The organism is Nocardioides sp. NPDC004968 (assembly GCF_040608935.1).
Taxonomy (GTDB): domain Bacteria; phylum Actinomycetota; class Actinomycetes; order Propionibacteriales; family Nocardioidaceae; genus Nocardioides.
On sequence record NZ_JBEXJF010000002.1, the window covers coordinates 52,887 to 69,537 of the forward strand.

General features: G+C 68.5%; 15 protein-coding genes. 5 read left to right on the top strand and 10 right to left on the bottom strand.

What is annotated here, in order from left to right; genetic code table 11:
* Positions 1–26 precede the first annotated feature (26 nt).
* Both ABZU72_RS02780 and ABZU72_RS02785 read left to right on the top strand, forming a co-directional pair.
* Positions 27–491 (top strand): DNA-binding protein, encoded by a 465-nt coding sequence (locus ABZU72_RS02780; RefSeq protein WP_355017389.1) that lies wholly within the window; start codon positions 27–29, stop codon positions 489–491.
* Positions 484–1,446, top strand: coding sequence for a serine/threonine-protein kinase (locus tag ABZU72_RS02785; protein ID WP_355017390.1), 963 nt, complete (start codon positions 484–486; stop codon positions 1,444–1,446). Before ABZU72_RS02780 ends, ABZU72_RS02785 begins: the two co-directional genes overlap by 8 nt.
* Here ABZU72_RS02785 and ABZU72_RS02790 read toward each other — a convergent pair.
* The 3 genes from ABZU72_RS02790 to ABZU72_RS02800 form a co-directional block, all read right to left on the bottom strand.
* Complete coding sequence (locus ABZU72_RS02790) at positions 1,439–3,337, bottom strand: VWA domain-containing protein (protein ID WP_355017391.1); 1,899 nt, start codon at positions 3,335–3,337, stop codon at positions 1,439–1,441. The two genes, ABZU72_RS02785 and ABZU72_RS02790, sit on opposite strands and share 8 nt — an antisense overlap.
* 109 nt (positions 3,338–3,446) lie before the next feature.
* The gene (locus ABZU72_RS02795) at positions 3,447–3,743 is read right to left on the bottom strand and encodes a hypothetical protein (protein WP_355017392.1); all 297 of its coding nucleotides are present in this window, start codon (positions 3,741–3,743) and stop codon (positions 3,447–3,449) included.
* 15 nt (positions 3,744–3,758) lie between these two features.
* A complete protein-coding gene (locus tag ABZU72_RS02800) occupies positions 3,759–6,065 on the bottom strand; it encodes a DEAD/DEAH box helicase (RefSeq protein ID WP_355017393.1) in 2,307 nt (768 codons plus the stop codon).
* A 186-nt stretch (positions 6,066–6,251) separates the two neighbouring features.
* Between ABZU72_RS02800 and ABZU72_RS02805 the strand changes: the two genes are divergently transcribed.
* Both ABZU72_RS02805 and ABZU72_RS02810 read left to right on the top strand, forming a co-directional pair.
* On the top strand, positions 6,252–6,587 hold the full coding sequence (locus ABZU72_RS02805; RefSeq protein ID WP_091044749.1) for an anti-sigma factor antagonist: 336 nt from the start codon (positions 6,252–6,254) through the stop codon (positions 6,585–6,587).
* A gap of 26 nt (positions 6,588–6,613) precedes the next feature.
* Positions 6,614–8,092 (top strand): methyltransferase, encoded by a 1,479-nt coding sequence (locus tag ABZU72_RS02810; RefSeq protein WP_355017394.1) that lies wholly within the window; start codon positions 6,614–6,616, stop codon positions 8,090–8,092.
* Here ABZU72_RS02810 and ABZU72_RS02815 read toward each other — a convergent pair.
* The gene (locus ABZU72_RS02815) at positions 8,040–8,795 is read right to left on the bottom strand and encodes a hypothetical protein (RefSeq protein WP_355017395.1); all 756 of its coding nucleotides are present in this window, start codon (positions 8,793–8,795) and stop codon (positions 8,040–8,042) included. The two genes, ABZU72_RS02810 and ABZU72_RS02815, sit on opposite strands and share 53 nt — an antisense overlap.
* A 292-nt stretch (positions 8,796–9,087) precedes the next feature.
* Between ABZU72_RS02815 and topA the strand changes: the two genes are divergently transcribed.
* The gene (topA, locus tag ABZU72_RS02820) at positions 9,088–11,781 is read left to right on the top strand and encodes a type I DNA topoisomerase (RefSeq protein ID WP_355017396.1); all 2,694 of its coding nucleotides are present in this window, start codon (positions 9,088–9,090) and stop codon (positions 11,779–11,781) included.
* A gap of 129 nt (positions 11,782–11,910) precedes the next feature.
* Here topA and ABZU72_RS02825 read toward each other — a convergent pair whose 3' ends face one another.
* From ABZU72_RS02825 to ABZU72_RS02850, 6 genes are read right to left on the bottom strand one after another with little or no spacing between them, the layout of a single operon-like run.
* A complete protein-coding gene (locus ABZU72_RS02825; RefSeq protein WP_355017397.1) occupies positions 11,911–12,936 on the bottom strand; it encodes an ion channel in 1,026 nt (341 codons plus the stop codon).
* Positions 12,936–14,507, bottom strand: a complete 1,572-nt coding sequence (locus tag ABZU72_RS02830; protein WP_355017398.1) for a polyamine aminopropyltransferase — start codon at positions 14,505–14,507, stop codon at positions 12,936–12,938. The genes ABZU72_RS02825 and ABZU72_RS02830 overlap by 1 nt, the downstream gene beginning before the upstream one ends.
* Positions 14,504–14,926 carry a DUF350 domain-containing protein gene (locus ABZU72_RS02835; protein WP_350660294.1) on the bottom strand — a complete coding sequence of 141 codons (423 nt, stop codon included), beginning with the start codon at positions 14,924–14,926 and terminating at the stop codon, positions 14,504–14,506. The genes ABZU72_RS02830 and ABZU72_RS02835 overlap by 4 nt, the downstream gene beginning before the upstream one ends.
* A 27-nt stretch (positions 14,927–14,953) precedes the next feature.
* Complete coding sequence (locus ABZU72_RS02840; protein WP_355017399.1) at positions 14,954–15,445, bottom strand: DUF4247 domain-containing protein; 492 nt, start codon at positions 15,443–15,445, stop codon at positions 14,954–14,956.
* Positions 15,438–15,950: a DUF2617 family protein gene (locus ABZU72_RS02845; RefSeq protein WP_355017400.1), complete on the bottom strand. Its 513-nt coding sequence runs from the start codon at positions 15,948–15,950 to the stop codon at positions 15,438–15,440. Before ABZU72_RS02845 ends, ABZU72_RS02840 begins: the two co-directional genes overlap by 8 nt.
* Positions 15,947–16,564 (bottom strand): DUF4178 domain-containing protein, encoded by a 618-nt coding sequence (locus ABZU72_RS02850; RefSeq protein ID WP_355017401.1) that lies wholly within the window; start codon positions 16,562–16,564, stop codon positions 15,947–15,949. Before ABZU72_RS02850 ends, ABZU72_RS02845 begins: the two co-directional genes overlap by 4 nt.
* Between the last annotated feature and the right edge of the window lie 87 nt (positions 16,565–16,651).

Sequence of the window (16,651 nt, forward strand, 5' to 3'; positions counted from 1 at the left end):
AGGCTCATCTCGATAGTGTGACCGCCATGACCGCAAGCAGCGCGGATGACAACCGACGGGCACAGGCCCACCTCTATGGTGAGCCGCTCGGTGACTTGATCAAGCGGTGTTCCTCGGTGTTGTCGTTGACGCAGGTCAGGGTCGCCGATCTGTTGGGCATCTCAGCGCCGATGCTGTCTCAGCTCATGAATGCGCGGAGGGTCAAGATCGGCAATCCTGCGGCGGTCAAACGCCTGCAGCTGATGTACGCCGCCGCGTGCCGCGTCGCCGCTGGTGAGCAGTCGCTCGACGATGCCGTACGACAACTCGAGGCCGCGCGCACCTCGGAGGCGGTCGTCACGCATCACACCGAAGCCGACCCTGCGGCCGTACGTGCAGTGTTCCGCGCTGCCGCGTCATCCCAAGAGTTCGCAGCGGCAGCCGAACAGCTGCGAGCGAGTCATCCGGCGATTGCCAAGCTCCTGCAGACCTTCGGCGTCAACGATGGGTGAGGTCTTCGCGGGCCGCTACGAGCTTCTCGACCCTATCGGCGAAGGCGGCATGGGGACGGTCTGGCTCGCCTGGGACCAGCGTGAGGGCGTTCATCGTGCTGCCAAGATGCTGCGCCACAGCGACGCAGCGTCGTTGATCCGCTTTGTCCGTGAGCAGTCGTTCCGGATCGACAGTGAGCATTGTGTCTCACCGCTGGGCTGGTCGGCCGAGGACGATCGGGTCCTGTTCACGATGGACCTCGTACGCGGTGGATCGGTGCACAGTCTGCTGAAGGACTACGGCCCCTTGCCCGGGCAATGGGCCGCATGCCTGCTCGATCAGCTGCTCGTCGCGCTCGACGCGGTGCACAGTGCCGGGATCGTTCATCGCGACGTTAAGCCCGCCAACCTGCTGCTGGAGCCGACCGGGCTGGGGCGCCCGCATCTGCGTCTCTCGGACTTTGGCATTGCGATCGCCGCCGAGGAGCCGCGGCTGACCGAGGCCTATCAGCTGCTGGGAACGCCTGGCTATCGCGCCCCCGAGCAGGGCGTGATGAGTGATCCGAGCCCAGCGCAGGATCTGTGGGCGGCTGGCGTCGTACTCATGGAGATGCTGACGGCTACCCGACCTCCCACAGAAAGCGGAAGCCTGGCGGCGGTCGCTCCTGACGGTGTCGATCAGCGGCTGTGGAATGTGGCGCGCTCTCTGACGAGCAGAGACCCGGCCTTCCGGCCGGCCTCGGCCCTGGACGCCCGTCGCCTGCTTGCGCAGACCGGCCAGGTTCCGCCTGAGGGCGTTGCGCCCGACGACGAGGGCAGGCAGGTCGAGGTGCTGGAGCATCTCGACCTGCCTATTCAACCTCCAGCTCAAGCTCCTGCTCGAACCCCGTGGGCCCGATCAGCGGTGCTCGGCATGCTGGCGACCATCGTGGGGTTGGGATTGCTGTCGACGGGCATCTGGATGCTCTTCAGCTGATCTGACGGCGCTTGCGCGTGGCCAGAACGGTGGCGATGATCCCGCCGACCAGCACGAGCGCGCCGACGCCGGTGAGTGTCGCACCGACGACGGGGAAGTCGTCATCGGTTGCCGGGCCCGACTTGGCGGGCTCTTGCGGTTCAACCGCGACGTCCTGGGCGCCGTCCGGAGCGACTGCATCGCCGTCCTCGGCATACTCGGGCTCACCGTCGCCTGCTTGGCCGAGGACCTTGACCGTCAGGTCGTACTCGACGACGGCATCTGGGTTGTCGATGTTGTAGCCGACGTCGATGTAGCGATAGCCGGCCAGAGAAGAGGCGACCATGTCTTGGTCGACGACCGAGCGGTTGAGGTAGCTCACCGGGTGGCTGGCCGCGCCCTTTCGCCAATGCCAGTTGTCGACGTTCGGCATGTTGGCGAGTGGAAGGTCGGACCAGTCGTCGGGCGTGTGAATGCCGAAGTTGTAGGTCTCGTCGCCGCGGGTCGGGCTGATGATGTTGGGCTCGAACCCGCCGTTGACGCTGTGGGTGTTGATGGTCTTCTCCGACAGGTCGGCGTCGATCTGCACCTGAAGGCGCTCGCCCCAGTTCAGAGGGATCGCGAAGACCTGACGCTCGCCGGAGCGGATGTTGAGCGTGTAGCTGCCGGGCTCGATCTCGGGGGCGCTCGCGATGCTGGTCCCGGAGACGACCTCGCCGGTCGACTTGCCGGGAGTCATCGGCTCCCACTCGATGGCCTTGTCGGCAGGCGGAAGGCTCTGCTCCGAGCCTTCGGCCAGCGGAGGCTCCTCGAAGACCACGATCTCGACGGGGCTGTCCTCGAGGTCGTTGTTGATCGACTGCTTGATGCTCAGCACCAGGAAGTCGACCGTGGCGCAGCTGTCGTCCGGGTTGGACGACCAGCTGTTGAGGCTCGCGTTCAACAGCCTGACGCCACCGGAGATCCCATCGAACGAGGTGGCGCGGTCACACTCGGTTACGCCGTTGGGGTCGTCGCTCAGTGTCATCAAGAGGCCGGTGCCGCCGCCTTCGACTGTCGTACGGGCGGTGGTGCCGACATGGATAGTGGAACCAGGGACCGTACGCGGGATCTTGTAGAAGGTGACGCCGTCCTTTGCCGGCAACTGGTCGAGGTACTGGCCCACGCCGATCTCGGGCGCGTCCAGCGGGTTCGCCGATCCGGTCACGGGAGTCCCGGAGAAGTCGAAGGGCCGAAAGGCCCGGGTGGAGGTGACGGTGAGCCGTTCGGTGAGCGATTCGGCGTCGTCGGCGTCGAAGTAGCTGCCGTGTCCCGCGTCGGCGATGCAGCGGAGCTTCTTGCGGGTCTTGGCGTCGACCGAGAGCCCGACGACATCGATCTTGAGGTCGATTCCGTCCCGGGAGAGCTTCTTGGCGACCTCGCAGGGATCGGGGGAGCAGGTGGGCTCGCCGTCGGAGACCAGGACGATGGTGCGTTTGCCTTCGCTGCCGAGGTCTTTGCCTGCCTGCTGGAGGGCATATCCGATAGGGGTTTCACCGAGGGGCTTGTAGGCCGTGATCGCGTCGCGGAGCTGGTCGCGGTTGTCGGTTCCGGGGGCAACGACCTCCTGGGAGTCGGTGCAGGCTTTGGGCCCGGTGCTGACCTTGGCGCCATAGACCCGCAGGCCTACCTGGGCTTGGTCCGGCAGGGTGTCGATGACATGGCCGAGAGCCTTGCGGGCGGCTTGGATCTTGGTGCCCTTGGCTGCGGGTTCCTTCATCGAACCGGACGCGTCCAGGACCAGCTGGAGTCGCTGGTTCTCGGTGCTGTCGGTGACGCCGGTGTCGTCGGCAACAGCGGGGCCGGTGGTCAGGGCAAGGGCGATGATGGTGAACGCGAGGGCTAGTTGGGGCCTGCGACGTGTGGGGGTCACGTATTCTCCTTGTCGGTTTGCTATCGCAAACTTAGCGGCCGCCCGACCATCTTTGCAATAGCAAATCCGAGGGCCTGCAGAGACTCTACGCAATGCTCCGCAGCGAGAACTACGCCTCGTCCTTCGACTCGGGCGTGACGTCCTGCAGCGTCTTGGTCAGCTTCCGCATCTGGCGCTTCTCCTTCATGTTCTTCGCCTGGAGCTTGCCGCCCCACTTGGTGAGGGAGAGGCCGAAGAGGAGGAGTACGCCGGCGACGAGGCCGATCACGAAGATCGTGGTCGAGCCGACCGGGAGGCCGAGCAGGGTGGCGGTCGGGTCGTCGAGATCACCGTTACCGGTGGTGAAGAGACCCAGCACGATGAGGACTGCGGCAACGACGATCAGCACGAGGCCCAGGATCAGCATTTCTCCACATTAGGCCTATTTTCCGAGAAGCAGGCGCAACAACACGATCGCGCCTTGCTTGTCGAGAGGGTTGTTCTGGTTGCCGCACTTGGGCGACTGCACGCAGGAGGGGCAGCCGTCGTCGCACTCGCACGCCTCGATGGTCTCCAGCGTGGCGCCGAGCCACTCCCGGGCGGCACGGAACCCGCGCTCGGAGAATCCGGCACCGCCGGGATGTCCGTCGTAGACGAAGACGGTGAGCATGCCGGTGTCCGGGTGGGACGCGGTGCTGACCCCACCGATGTCCCAGCGATCACAGGTCGCGATCAGCGGGAGCAGCCCGATGGAGCAGTGCTCGGCGGCGTGGGCGGCGCCCGGGATGTCCGCCGTCTCCAGGCCGGCCGCCTCGAGGGCTGAGGCGGGCACGGTCCACCAGACGGCGGAGGTGCGCAGCGTACGTTCGGGGAGGTCGAGGAGCTCTTCGCCCAGCACCTCACCGCTCGGCTGTCGCCGGCGCAGGAAGGAGACGACCTGGTGGGTGACGTCGACGTCGCCGTACGCCAGGCGGCACTCGCCCCAGGCGACCTGCTCCCGCTCGGCGACGATCGAGATCTCGGTGATCTCCCGGGCGAAGGTGGAGTAGCCGGGGTCGTCGCGGGAGATGACCGCGACGTTCTCCTCCAGATCGAGCTCGTGCACGAGATAGGTCTCGCCACGGTGGACGTAGACGGCGCCGGCGTGCGCGCTCGCGTGTGAGCTCGCCGCGTCGACCGTGCCGACGACCCGGCCGGTCTCGGCCTCGATCAGCTGCACCTGAGATCCGCCCGAGGAGCGGATGTCGGCGAGGTCGGCCGCGCGGCGGCGGTCGGTCCAGAACCAGCCACGCGGACGCTTGCGCAGCAGCCCCGAGGCGACCAGGTTGTCCAGGATCTCCCGGGCGCCCGGCCCGAAGAGCGGCAGGTCCGCCTCGGTCAGGGGCAGCTCCTGCGCCGCGGCGCACAGATGGGGGCCGACTACGTACGGGTTCGCCGGGTCGAAGACGGTGGCCTCGACCGGCTGGCCGAGAAGCGCGTCCGGATGGGTGACGAGGTAGGTGTCCAGCGGGTCGTCGCGGGCGACCAGGATGCCGAGCGCGTCACCCGCGCCCCGCCCTGCCCGGCCGATCTGCTGCCAGAAGGCCGAGCGCCTGCCGGGGTACCCGGCGAGCACCACGGCGTCCAGACCGCTGATGTCGATGCCGAGCTCGAGCGCGTTCGTCGCCGCCAGCCCCAGCAGCTCGCCGGAGCGGAGCGACGCCTCGATCGCCCGGCGCTCCTCGGGCAGGTAGCCACCGCGGTAGGACGCCACCCGCCCCGGCAGCGACGGGTCGACCTCTTCCAGCTCGGCGGCCGCGGTCAGGGCGACCTGCTCGGCACCGACCCGGGAGCGTACGAAGGCCAGGGTGCGTACGTCCGAGGAGACCAGGTCGGCGAGGAGGTCGGCGGTCTCGGCGGAGGCCGCGCGGCGTACGGGAGCGCCGTTCTCGCCGGCGTGAGAGGTCAGCGGCGGCTGCCACAGGGCGATCGAGAGCTCGCCGCGTGGTGACGCGTCGGCGGTCACAGGGAGCACCGGAAGGCCGGTGAGCCGCTCGCCCGCGATCGACGGCTCGGCGACGGTCGCCGAGGCGAGGATGAACGTCGGCGACGAGCCGTAGAGCGCACAGATGCGCCGCAGCCGCCGCAGCACGTGCGACACGTGCGCTCCGAAGACGCCGCGGTAGTGGTGGCACTCGTCGATGACGACGTAGCGCAGCGAGCGGAAGTACGCCGTCCATCGCTGATGACCGGGGAGCAGCGAACGGTGCAGCATGTCGGGGTTGGTCAGGATGTACTCGCCGAAGTCGCGCGCCCAGTCCCGCTGCTCCCGGGTGCTGTCACCGTCGTGGGTCACCGCGCGCACGTCGACGCCCAGTTCGCGTAGCCCGGTCAGCTGGTCCTGAGCGAGCGCCTTGGTGGGCGCGAGATAGAGGACGCCGGCGCCGCGCTCACCACGTGGACCACGCGCGTCTCGGATCGCGGTCAGTGCGGGCAGCTGATAGGCCAGCGACTTCCCGGAGGCGGTGCCGGTCGAGACGATCACATGGGTGCCCTCGTGGGCGGCCTCGGCGGCCACCGCCTGATGCTGCCAAGGACGCTCGATCCCGCGAGCGGCGAAGGCGGCGACCACGTCGGCAGAAGCCCACGTCGGCCAGTCGGCGAAGACGGCATCTCGTGGCGGGATCTGCTCGAGGTGAGCCAGCCGGTCCTCGCGGCCCGGGACGTCCGCGAGCCGGCGTACGAGATCACCGGTCGCTGTCGTCAACACCTGCCTATTCTCCCAGAATCCTGGTCGCCGCCACGCTTGCGGCCCCGCATCGTGTCCATGACGTTGCGAGTTTCTTGCGCGCATCCTGGTGAGCCGTGGTTACATTACGATCGACTCCGGGTATCGGACACCAGGCATGCCGACCGGAGCTGGTTGTCTCACGTTCCTTGGCAGGAGAACTTCGAAGTGGATCTGACGCTTGCGACTCGCGAGCTCGACTCGGCCACCATCGTGGCCGTGGGCGGCGAGATCGACGTCTATACCGCGCCGAAGCTGAGGGACAAGATCACCGAGCTCGTCGCGCGGGGTCACTACGACATCGTCGTCGACCTCGAAGCCGTGGAGTTCCTCGACTCGACCGGCCTCGGCGTCCTGGTGGGTGGCCTGAAGAAGGTGCGCCAGCACAACGGCATGCTCCGCCTGGTCTGCACGCAGGAGCGGCTGCTCAAGATCTTCCGGATCACCGGTCTTGCCAAGGTCTTCGACATCCACGCCAGCGCCGAGGGCGCGGCAGCAGGCTGACACTGTCCGCGCATTAGGCTCCAGGTGTGAGTGACCTCCCGCACCGGCTCCGTGACGCCCTCCAGCAGGCTGACTTCTCCTACGACTCGGTCGCCGAGCTGCTCGGTCCGATCGCGCACAGCGCGCTGAGCCGCAACGAGACGCTGCCGGGCCGGCGGCGCACCCACGGAGGCTCCCCGCTGGAGACCCTCATCCGGCTCTTCCTGCTGCAGACGACCGTGCCCCTGGACCACGCCGAGACAGCCCTGCCCGGGCTCGTCGACCGGCTCGCCGTCGAGGGGATCCTGGAGCAGTCGGTCGGAGAGGTCGCGGCCCGCCTCGACGTACGTCCGTACGCCACCGAGGACACCGCCCTCTGGGTCGTCTCCGACCTCACGCCGGGGCTCGACGGCGGCCCCCAGCGCGTCGGCCACGAGCACGTGCTCGGGATCAGCCCTGCCTCGACCTCCCTGGCGCAGCTGACCATCCGCGACCAGGTCGGCACCTCGCTCGATCTCGGCACCGGCTGCGGCGTCCAGGCCCTCCACCTCGCCACCCACAGCGACCGGGTGGTCGCGACCGACGTCAACCAGCGAGCCCTGTGGATCACCACCTTCAACGCCGCCCTCAACGACGTGGCGGACCGGATCGACGTACGCAACGGGTCGTTCTTCGAGCCAGTCGCCGGTGAGCGCTTCGACCTGATCGCCACCAACCCGCCGTTCGTGATCAGCCCGGCGACCGGTGAGCGCCTCGTCTACCGCGACTCCGGGCTCCCCGGCGACCGGGTGGTCGAGGACATCGTCAGGGCCGCTCCCGGCATGCTCACCGAGGGCGGCTGGTGTCAGATCCTGGGCAACTGGATCATCTCCGAGGACCAGCCCTGGGACGACCGCCTCGAGGGATGGCTCGGGGACGAGGTCGACGCGTTCGTGGTCCAGCGTGAGGTGCTCGACCCGGCGGCGTACGTCGAGCTGTGGCTCAAGGACTCCGGCCACCACGGCGCCCAGGACTACCTGACCCGCTACGACACCTGGCTGTCCTGGTTCGAGGAGCAGAAGATCGAGGGCGTCGGGTTCGGCTGGATCAACCTGCACCGCACCGGCGCGAGCAACCCGAAGCGCGAGCTCCTCGAGTGGCCCTACGACGTCGAGCAGCCGATCGCCCCGGCGCTCGAGGCGTGGGGTGAGGCGGCTCGCGTCGAGGTCACCGAGGACTCCACGCTGGTGATCGTCGAGGACGTCCAGCAGGAGACCCTCGGCCAGCCCGGCGCCGAGGACCCCAGCACTGTCATCCTGCGCCAGCAGCGTGGCCTGCGCCGTGCGCGCCAGGCGGACACGATCGAGGCAGCCTTTGCGGGCGCGTGCGACGGTGACCTGACCGTCGGCCAGATCCTCGACGCGCTCGCGCAGATCCTCGACCGTGACCCTGACGTCGTGCGCAGCAGCTATCTGCCGATCGCCCAGGAGCTGGTCAGCGAGGGCTTCCTCCGTCCCGCACCAGGCACGCCTGGTCCCGCAGCCTGATCAGGCGTCTGCGCGCGCTCGAGACCAGCAGGTCCGGATAGCCCAGCGGCTCGAGGTCGGGAAGGTCACGCATGCCCCACGGCCGCTGCGTCTGCCACGGCCAGAAGCCACGCAGCGCGGCCGCCAGCTGCTTGCCGTAGGCCGACGGCATCTTCGTCACGCCCAGCCGCTCCTTGAGCTCGGTCGCGGTGACCAGGCCGCCCGGCCCGGCGAGCCCGTTGGCGCCCAGGACCGTCCAGACGATCCCGGCCGCCACCTGAGCCGGCTGCGTGGGCCGGTCGACGACCAGCGGGTCGATCTCCCACAGCCGCAGCAGGGCCCGTCGCAGCGCGAAGCCGACCTCTTCTACCGGGAAGTCGGCCGCGACCTCGTCGAGCAGCGCGGCGACCGCCTCCAGCTGCGTACGACCCGCCGGATCCTCCACGACCGGCAGGTCCAGCCCGTCCTCGACCAGCGGCGCGGCATCCAGCGCGGTGACCGCCTCGTGGCCGCCGCACAGCGCGGCCAGCCAGTCCAGGGCCACCTCATGGTCCGGTCGTGGCGGCGTATCCGGCTCCGACCAGCGGGGCCGGGTCAGCTCGGCCTCCAGGCGCTCCAGGATCACGTTGGTCCGGGTGAGCAGTTGCGCGCACTCGGAGCAGACCAGGTGCTCCGGGGGCGTGGCCAGACCCTCTATGTAGTCGGTGTATTCAGCGTCGATCATCAGCAGAGACCTCTCGGTTCGGATTGGTCTCGCCGTCCTCGAAAGCCACCATACGGACGAGCACCGACAGTTTTTGGACATGGCCGGATGAGACACCGATTTCGCGCTCCCGCTCCCCAGCGTGCTAGGTATTGTCTTCGCGGCGCCCAAGGCAACACGCCATGTTGTCCGAGAGCTCAGTGCCGCATGAACCGCGGTGACTGGACCCATGCCGGCTGGAGACACGCGCTAACGTGTCTCGCCAGAGCTTGTCAGTGGTGCCAGGCTCTGCTGCAGTGAGATAAGGACGTCAGTGGCACACAAGTTGGTGATCGTCGAGTCCCCGGCGAAGGCTCAGAAGATCGGCGGATACCTCGGACAGGGGTATGTCGTCGAGGCATCCGTCGGGCACATCCGCGACCTTCCGCAGAGCGCGGCAGACACCCCTGCCAAGATCAAGGACAAGCCGTGGGGGCGCTTCGGCGTCGATGTCGACAACGGCTTCACCCCTTACTACGTCGTGCCCAGCGACAAGAAGAAGCAGATCGCCAAGCTCAAGTCGCTCCTCAAGGACGCCGACGAGCTCTACCTCGCCACCGATGAGGACCGCGAGGGTGAGGCGATCGCCTGGCACCTCCTCGACGAGCTGAAGCCGAAGAAGGGCATCCCGGTCAAGCGGATGGTCTTCCACGAGATCACCAAGGCCGCGATCCTGGCGGCCGCCGAGAACCCGCGCGAGCTCGACATGGACCTCGTCGAGGCCCAGGAGTCGCGCCGCATCCTCGACCGTCTCTACGGCTACGAGATCTCCCCGGTGCTGTGGAAGAAGGTCATGCCCCGCCTGAGCGCGGGCCGTGTCCAGTCGGTCGCCACCAGGCTCGTCGTCGACCGTGAGCGTGAGCGGATCGCCTTCCGCACCGCCTCCTACTGGGATCTCGCCGGCACGTTCGACGCCGGCTCCGACCACGAGCCGCGGATGTTCCCGGCCCGGATCACCTCCGTCGACGGCGGCCGCGTCGCCCGCGGCACCGACTTCGGCCCCGACGGCCTGCTGAAGAGCGACAAGGTCGTCCACCTCGACCGCACCCGCGCCGAGTCCCTCGTCGCCGGCCTCGAGGGCCAGACCTACGAGGTCCGCTCGGTCGAGTCCAAGCCCTACAAGCGCAGCCCGTACGCCCCCTTCCGCACCACCACGATGCAGCAGGAGGCGAGCCGCAAGCTCGGGATGAGCGCGTCGACCACGATGTCGGTCGCCCAGCGTCTCTACGAGAACGGCTTCATCACCTACATGCGTACCGACTCCACGACCCTGAGCGGAGACGCCGTCAGCGCGGCCCGCGCTCAGGTCAGGGAGCTCTACGGTGCCGAATACCTGCCCGACGCCCCCCGGACGTACGCCTCCAAGGTCAAGAACGCCCAGGAGGCCCACGAGGCGATCCGCCCCGCGGGTGACTCGTTCCGCACCCCGGCGCAGACCGGTCTGACCGGCGACCAGTTCCGCCTCTACGAGCTCATCTGGATGCGCACCGTGGCCTCCCAGATGAAGGACGCGGTCGGCAACTCGGTCGCGATCCGCCTCGGCGCCTCGGCCGCCACGGGCGAGGACGTCGTCTTCTCCGCGACCGGGCGCGTGATCACCTTCCACGGCTTCCTGAAGGCGTACGTCGAGGGCACCGACTCCGCCGACCAGACCTCCGACGACCAGCAGACCAGGCTCCCGAACCTCACCGAGGGCGACCGGGTGAACGCCGCGAGCCTCACCGCGGACGGTCACGAGACCAAGCCGCCTGCCCGTTACACCGAGGCGACCCTGGTCCGTGAGCTCGAAGAGCGCGAGATCGGCCGTCCGTCGACCTACGCGAGCATCATCCAGACCATCATCAACCGGGGCTACGTCTTCAAGAAGGGCACCGCGCTGGTGCCTGCCTGGGTCGCGTTCTCGGTGGTCAGGCTGCTCGAGGAGCACTTCCCGCGCCAGATCGACTACCGGTTCACGGCGAGCATGGAGGAGATCCTCGACGAGATCGCCAAGGGCGACAAGGACATGACCACCGAGCTCGGGGAGTTCTACTTCGGCTCCGAGCGGATCATGGGTCTCAAGCCGCTGGTCGACGGTCTCGGCGAGATCGACGCTCGCGAGCTGGCGACCTTCCCGGTCGGCACTCCGGAGTCCGGGGTCAACCTCCGGGTCGGCCGCTACGGCCCCTACATCGAGGGCCCCGGCGACGACGGCACCCCGTTCGCGGTGCGTGCCAACGTCCCCGACGACCTGCCGCCCGACGAGCTCACCCTGGAGAAGGCCAAGGAGCTCTTCGCCAACCCCGCCGGCGAGGAGCTCAACCTCGGCGTCCACCCCGAGACCGGGCTCACCGTCGTCGCGAAGAGCGGCCGGTTCGGTCCCTACGTCACCGAGCAGCTCCCCGAAGACGCGAAGAAGGGCGCCAAGCCCCGCACCGCGAGCCTCTTCAAGTCGATGAGCCTGCAGACCATCACGCTCGAGGACGCCGTCAAGCTGCTGACCCTGCCCCGGGTCGTCGGCACCGCCGCCGACGGCGAGGAGATCACCGCCCAGAACGGCCGCTACGGGCCCTACCTGAAGAAGGGCACCGACTCCCGGACCCTGAGCTCGGAGGACCAGCTGCTCACGATCACGCTGGAGGAGGCTGAGCAGATCTACGCCCAGCCGAAGCAGCGCGGCCGTGCCGCCGCCAAGCCGCCGCTCAAGGAGCTCGGCCCCGACCCGGTCTCCGGGCAGCCGATGGTCGTCAAGGACGGTCGCTTCGGTCCCTACGTCACCGACGGTGAATACAACGCCACCCTCCGGGCCGCCGACGACCTGGAGACCCTGACTGCCGAGCGTGCCGCCGAGCTGCTCGCCGACAAGCGCGCCAAGGGTCCGGCGAAGAAGACCACCAAGCGGGCCACGAAGAAGACCACGAAGAAGTCTCCGGCGAAGAAGTCGACTGCCAAGAAGACGACCAAGAAGGCCGCGACCAAGAAGTCGTGATCAGGTTGTCACTGAGCGTGGCGCGTAGGAAGAACGCCTGACTTCTCAGGTGTTTCCTGCACTTCTCGGGTGTTGCAATGCCTGAGAAGTGCAGGAATACCCGGTTAACCGGGTATTCCTACGCACGCGTCAGCCGAGCGACCCGACGACCTCGTCGTAGTCCAACCGATCGGCCGCGATGTAGAAGAGCCGCGCGCCAGGGGAGACGGGAAGGTCCCACGGCGGGCTGACCTGGATGCCGTCGACGGTGCGTACGGCGAGGAGTGTGGCGCCGTACGAGCGGCCGAGAGCGGCCTGCCAGGCGCCGACGTCAACGGTCGCGGCAGAAGGAGGCACGGTGAGTGAGTAGGTGCCCTTGCCGCCGGCGGTGGCGAGCTCCTGGTAGACCTCGGCGATCCCGGGGTCGCTGAGCTCCTCGGCGATCAGCTGGGTGTTGTGCCACTGGACGCAGTGGACGGTGGTGTCGACGCGGAAGATCGTGCGCTGTACGCGCAGGTCCCGCAGCGCCACGATCGTGTGCACCGAAGGAGCCGCGGTGTTGGCTGCGACGGTGAGCGTGACCGCCTCGTTGTCGTCACTCGGGTCGATCAGCACGCTGTGTGCGTTGGACAGCCCGGTGCGAGCGAGCACGTCGAGGTCGGTGATGTCGCCGCGTACGAAATGCAGGCGGTCCTCCCCGGGCATCGGGTGCTCGGAGAGCTGGTCCTCCCAGGTCGCGAGCACGACCTCCCGCTCCGGCTCGGAGAGCAGTTCGACCAGGATCCGCTCGGTACGCCCGGCGGCGTAGCCGAGCATCACGATGTGGTTCTGTCCGCTGAAGCTGATCTCTCCACGCATGCGGCGTCCTTTGGCGTTCTCGATGATTGCCGAGATCCGGCTGAACAAGATGGCGAGGGTGGTGATGGAGCCGAAGACGACGTACGCCCCGACGAGCCGACCACCGGTGGTCTCCGGGAAGAGGTCGCCGTAGCCGACCGTGGTCGCGGTGACCAGGAACCACCACCAGTAGTTGGTGGGGCGCACGATGTCGCTGCCCGGCTGGGTCAGCGCCATCGCGATCCAGCCGGTGACGAAGACGAAGCCGATGATGGCGAGCGGAAGCACCCAGGCGTAGTGCCGCGAGGTGCGCCGGACCAGTCGGAGAAGGAAGAACATCAGTAGCCCACCCAACCGTTCCGGGCATAGTCCAGGATCGCCGGATCCAGCAGCGTGGTGACCGAGGTCGGCCGCTCGGCACGGTCCGGCGGGAACGACGAGGCGGCCGCGAGCACGGCGTCGCTGGCGTAGCGCAGCCCGCCCGGCGCCTCGTCGTCGAGCGCCAGCTCAGGGGCCGAGCCGTCGCGGGAGGCGAGGACGTAGCCCCAGTTGCCGAACGAGGGTACGTCCGCCTGGTAGGGCGTGGTCCGGTAGCCGGCCTCGGTGAGGGTGTGCCGCACCGACCAGAACGCGTCCGGCGCGAAGAACGGGCTACCCGACTGCACGACCATCCGTCCGGACGGGGCGAGCAGCCGCGCGATCATGCTGTAGTTCTCGACGGAGTAGAGCTTGGCCAGAGCGGTCGAGTCCGGGTCCGGGAAGTCGGCGATGACCACGTCGAACGGTGCCCCGGAGTAGTCGCGCACCCAGGAGAAAGCGTCGGCGGCGACGTACGTCAGTCGGGGGTCCTCCAGGGACCCCGACGTCAGCGACGAGACCGGCTCGAAGGAGCGCGCCAGCGACACCACCGCCGGGTCGAGATCGACCAGCGTCACCGAGGAGACGGACTGATAGCGCAGCACCTCGCGCGCCGCGAGCCCGTCGCCACCGCCGATGATCAGCACCCGCTGGTGCGGCCCGTTCATCGCCGGATGGACGAGCATCTCGTGGTAGCGGTACTCGTCGAGTGAGGAGAACTGCAGGTCACCGTCGAGGAAGAGGCGTACGTCGTCGAACGCCGGCCCGACCGGAGCGCCCCGTGTCACCACGATCTCCTGATAGGCCGAGCGCTGGGAGTGGATGATCGGGTCGCGGTAGAGCGCCTGCCGGGCATTGAGCTCGAAGGAGTCGGCCGTCACCGCGGTCAGGCCGAGGGCGACCGCGAGTGCGCCACAGATCGCCGTGACCGTCCCACGCTGACGGCGTGAGCCGGCCAGCGCCACCCCGACCGTCCAGGCGGCGATGACGTTCAGCGCAGCCGTCGCCACCGTCCCCACCAGCAGCCCCAGGGTCGGCAGCAGCACGAACGGGAACGCCAGCCCGCCGATGAGCGCCCCGACGTAGTCGACCGCGTTGATGTCGGCGACCGCGAGCGAGGCCTGCTGGCGCTTCAGCCGCTGCAGCAGCTCCATCAACAGCGGGATCTCGGCGCCCACCAGAGCGCCGATCAGGAACGTCACCAGCAGCATCATCGGGGTGTAGAGGTGCAGCCACGCGAACGACGCGTAGAGCGCCGGCACCGAGGCGCCGCCGACCGCGGCGAGCGCGATCTCCACACCCACGAACGAGCGCAGCGGCCGCGCGGTGAGCGGCTTGGCGAGCACGGCGCCGATGCCCATCGCGAACATCGACACCGCGATCACCAGCGACGTCTGGGCGATCGAGTTGCCGAGCAGATAGCTCCCCAGCGTCACCAGCGCGAGCTCGTAGACGAGGCCGCAGGCGGCGCAGACGAACACCGCCGCGAGGACGAGCAGCCGGGCCGCCCGTCCCTCGGGCAGCGCGGACAACGAGGGGAGAGTCAGGCTCACGTGATCGAGGCCGCCACGATCACGCCGACGGCCAGCTGCACCGCGACGGCGACCCAGATCGCCGGGTCGTCCTTGTCGTCGGTCATCAGCTCACCGAGCCGGCCCGGGGTGAGCAGGTCGAGGATCACGAACGCGAACGCGAGCAGGGCGATCCCGATGAGACCGTACGCAGCCGTCTCGGCGAGCCCCTGGAGGGTGTCCGCCTCCGCGGTGTAGATCGAGGTGGCCACGATCGTCGCGATCGCGACGACCGAGGAGCCGAGCAGCAGCGCCGGGTCGCGGCGGTGCTCCACGAAGATCAGCTGCCCCAGCCGGCCCGGCGTGAGCAGGTCGATCACGTAGAAGCCGATCATCAGCAGAACCAGCCCGAGGGCGGCGAAGGCGACGGTGGACAGCAGTCCGCTCACAAGGTCAGTCATCGGTTCATCTCTCCAGTCTGAGGGTGGTCACTTGCCGGATCCGCTGCCGCCGCCGCGGAAGGAGTCACCGCTGCTGCCGCCACCGCTGCTGCGGCCGTAGTAGCTGTTCCAGCCCCACAGCCCGATCACCGTGGCGTGGTGGCGGTAGCCACGGTCGTACTCGTAGAGCGTGATCGTCGATCCCGAGGGCGTACGCGGCTCCACGACGACCAGCCAGTCGTCGTCGTAGCGCAGGTAGTGGCTGGTTCCCTCGGCACGGTTCTCGTCCGCGTCGGTGCCGCTCGCGATCTGGTTGGCGACCGAGCTCACCGAGCCGTCGTCCTCGAAGACGATCCCGGCCTCACTGTCGGGGTCGGTGCCGCTGACGTGGTCGAAGTTCTTGCGCAGGTACTTCTCGGGGCTGTTCCCGTCGCCGGACACGGCGATGGCGATGATGATGGCGAGCGCGACGCACGCCGCGACGATCGCCCAGCCGATCAGCTTGCGGTTCGGGCCTCCGGAGCCATGGGGGTCAGACACTTGTGCCCTCCTCGGGCCGGTAGCTGGTGGTGGTGGCGACGATCTCGCCGGTCTGTGGGTAGGTGTGCCAGGTGCTCCAGACGATCTGCCTGGCGTCGGGCCTGTCCAGGGCCAGCGCGGTCACCGCGTGCGGGTCACCCGGGAAGTGCGCGACCACGGCATCCGTACGCCCGCTCAGCCGCTCCACGAGCCGCGACGCCTGCGCGGCGAGCTCCTCGGGTCCCATCTCCTCGACGTGCGAGGCGAGGCGGTAGCCGCCCGCCGCGTGTGCCTCGGGAAGGGGCGCGGCCTCGGCGATCCCGCACGCGATCGTCTCGTGCAGGAGCGGGCGGTCGTGGCGGCGTACGACGACCTGGTGGCTGGCGCCCAGGACGCTCAGCGTCACCGTGAGACCGCTGCCGAGGTCCACCGTCCCGGAAGCCAGCGGGGTGCAGGGGATCGGTGCGAGGGTCCAGCGCAGGGTGTCGCCGCGTACGTCCGCGAACGGGACGTCGAGAAGCGTCACTCGTCGTCCAGGGTGGCAGGCCGGTCGGTGGAGGGGTAGACGGTCAGCTCGAACGGCTGCAGCACCTCGCCGAGGGAGGGCTCCCAGTTGCTGCCCCACTTCTCGAAGCCGAGCAGCTTGCCGTCGACCGACTTGTAGTCGGCGTACTCGGCCGTGCCCGACGGCGCCGTGCCGGTCGCGCCGGTGGCGGTGAAGGCGGCGGAGCCCTTCTCCTGGAGCCGGTAGGCGACGCCGCCGACGATGATGTCGCGGTCACCGACGGCGCCCTGCTCGATGTCGCCGAGCGGGATCGCGTGCCACAGCGAGACCTCGAAGCTCTCGTCGTCCTCGATCGAGAGCCACTTCTTGCCCTCCGCGTCGTCGAGCATGTGCTCGGTCCAGCGGTAGCCGTGCTCGTCGAAGTCGATCCGTCCGCGGACGAACCAGTTGTGGCCCAGGTATTCGACGACGTCGCCGTTGCGCACCTGGCGCAGCTGGTCGGAGGCGTGCTTGTGCTGGTCGCCGATGAAGTCGTCGGGCTCCTTCTGCGCCGTCGGCTGCTGCCTGCTCTTCCAGAGCAGGTAGGCCGCGACCGCGAGGGCGGCCAGCAGCAGGACGATCAGGACGTAGATCACCGGAGACTCCTAGGTTCAGCGTGAGGACGACCCGAACCTTAACGTGGAGGTCCGACCTTCGACATCCGGGAATCGCCCTATCCGCGG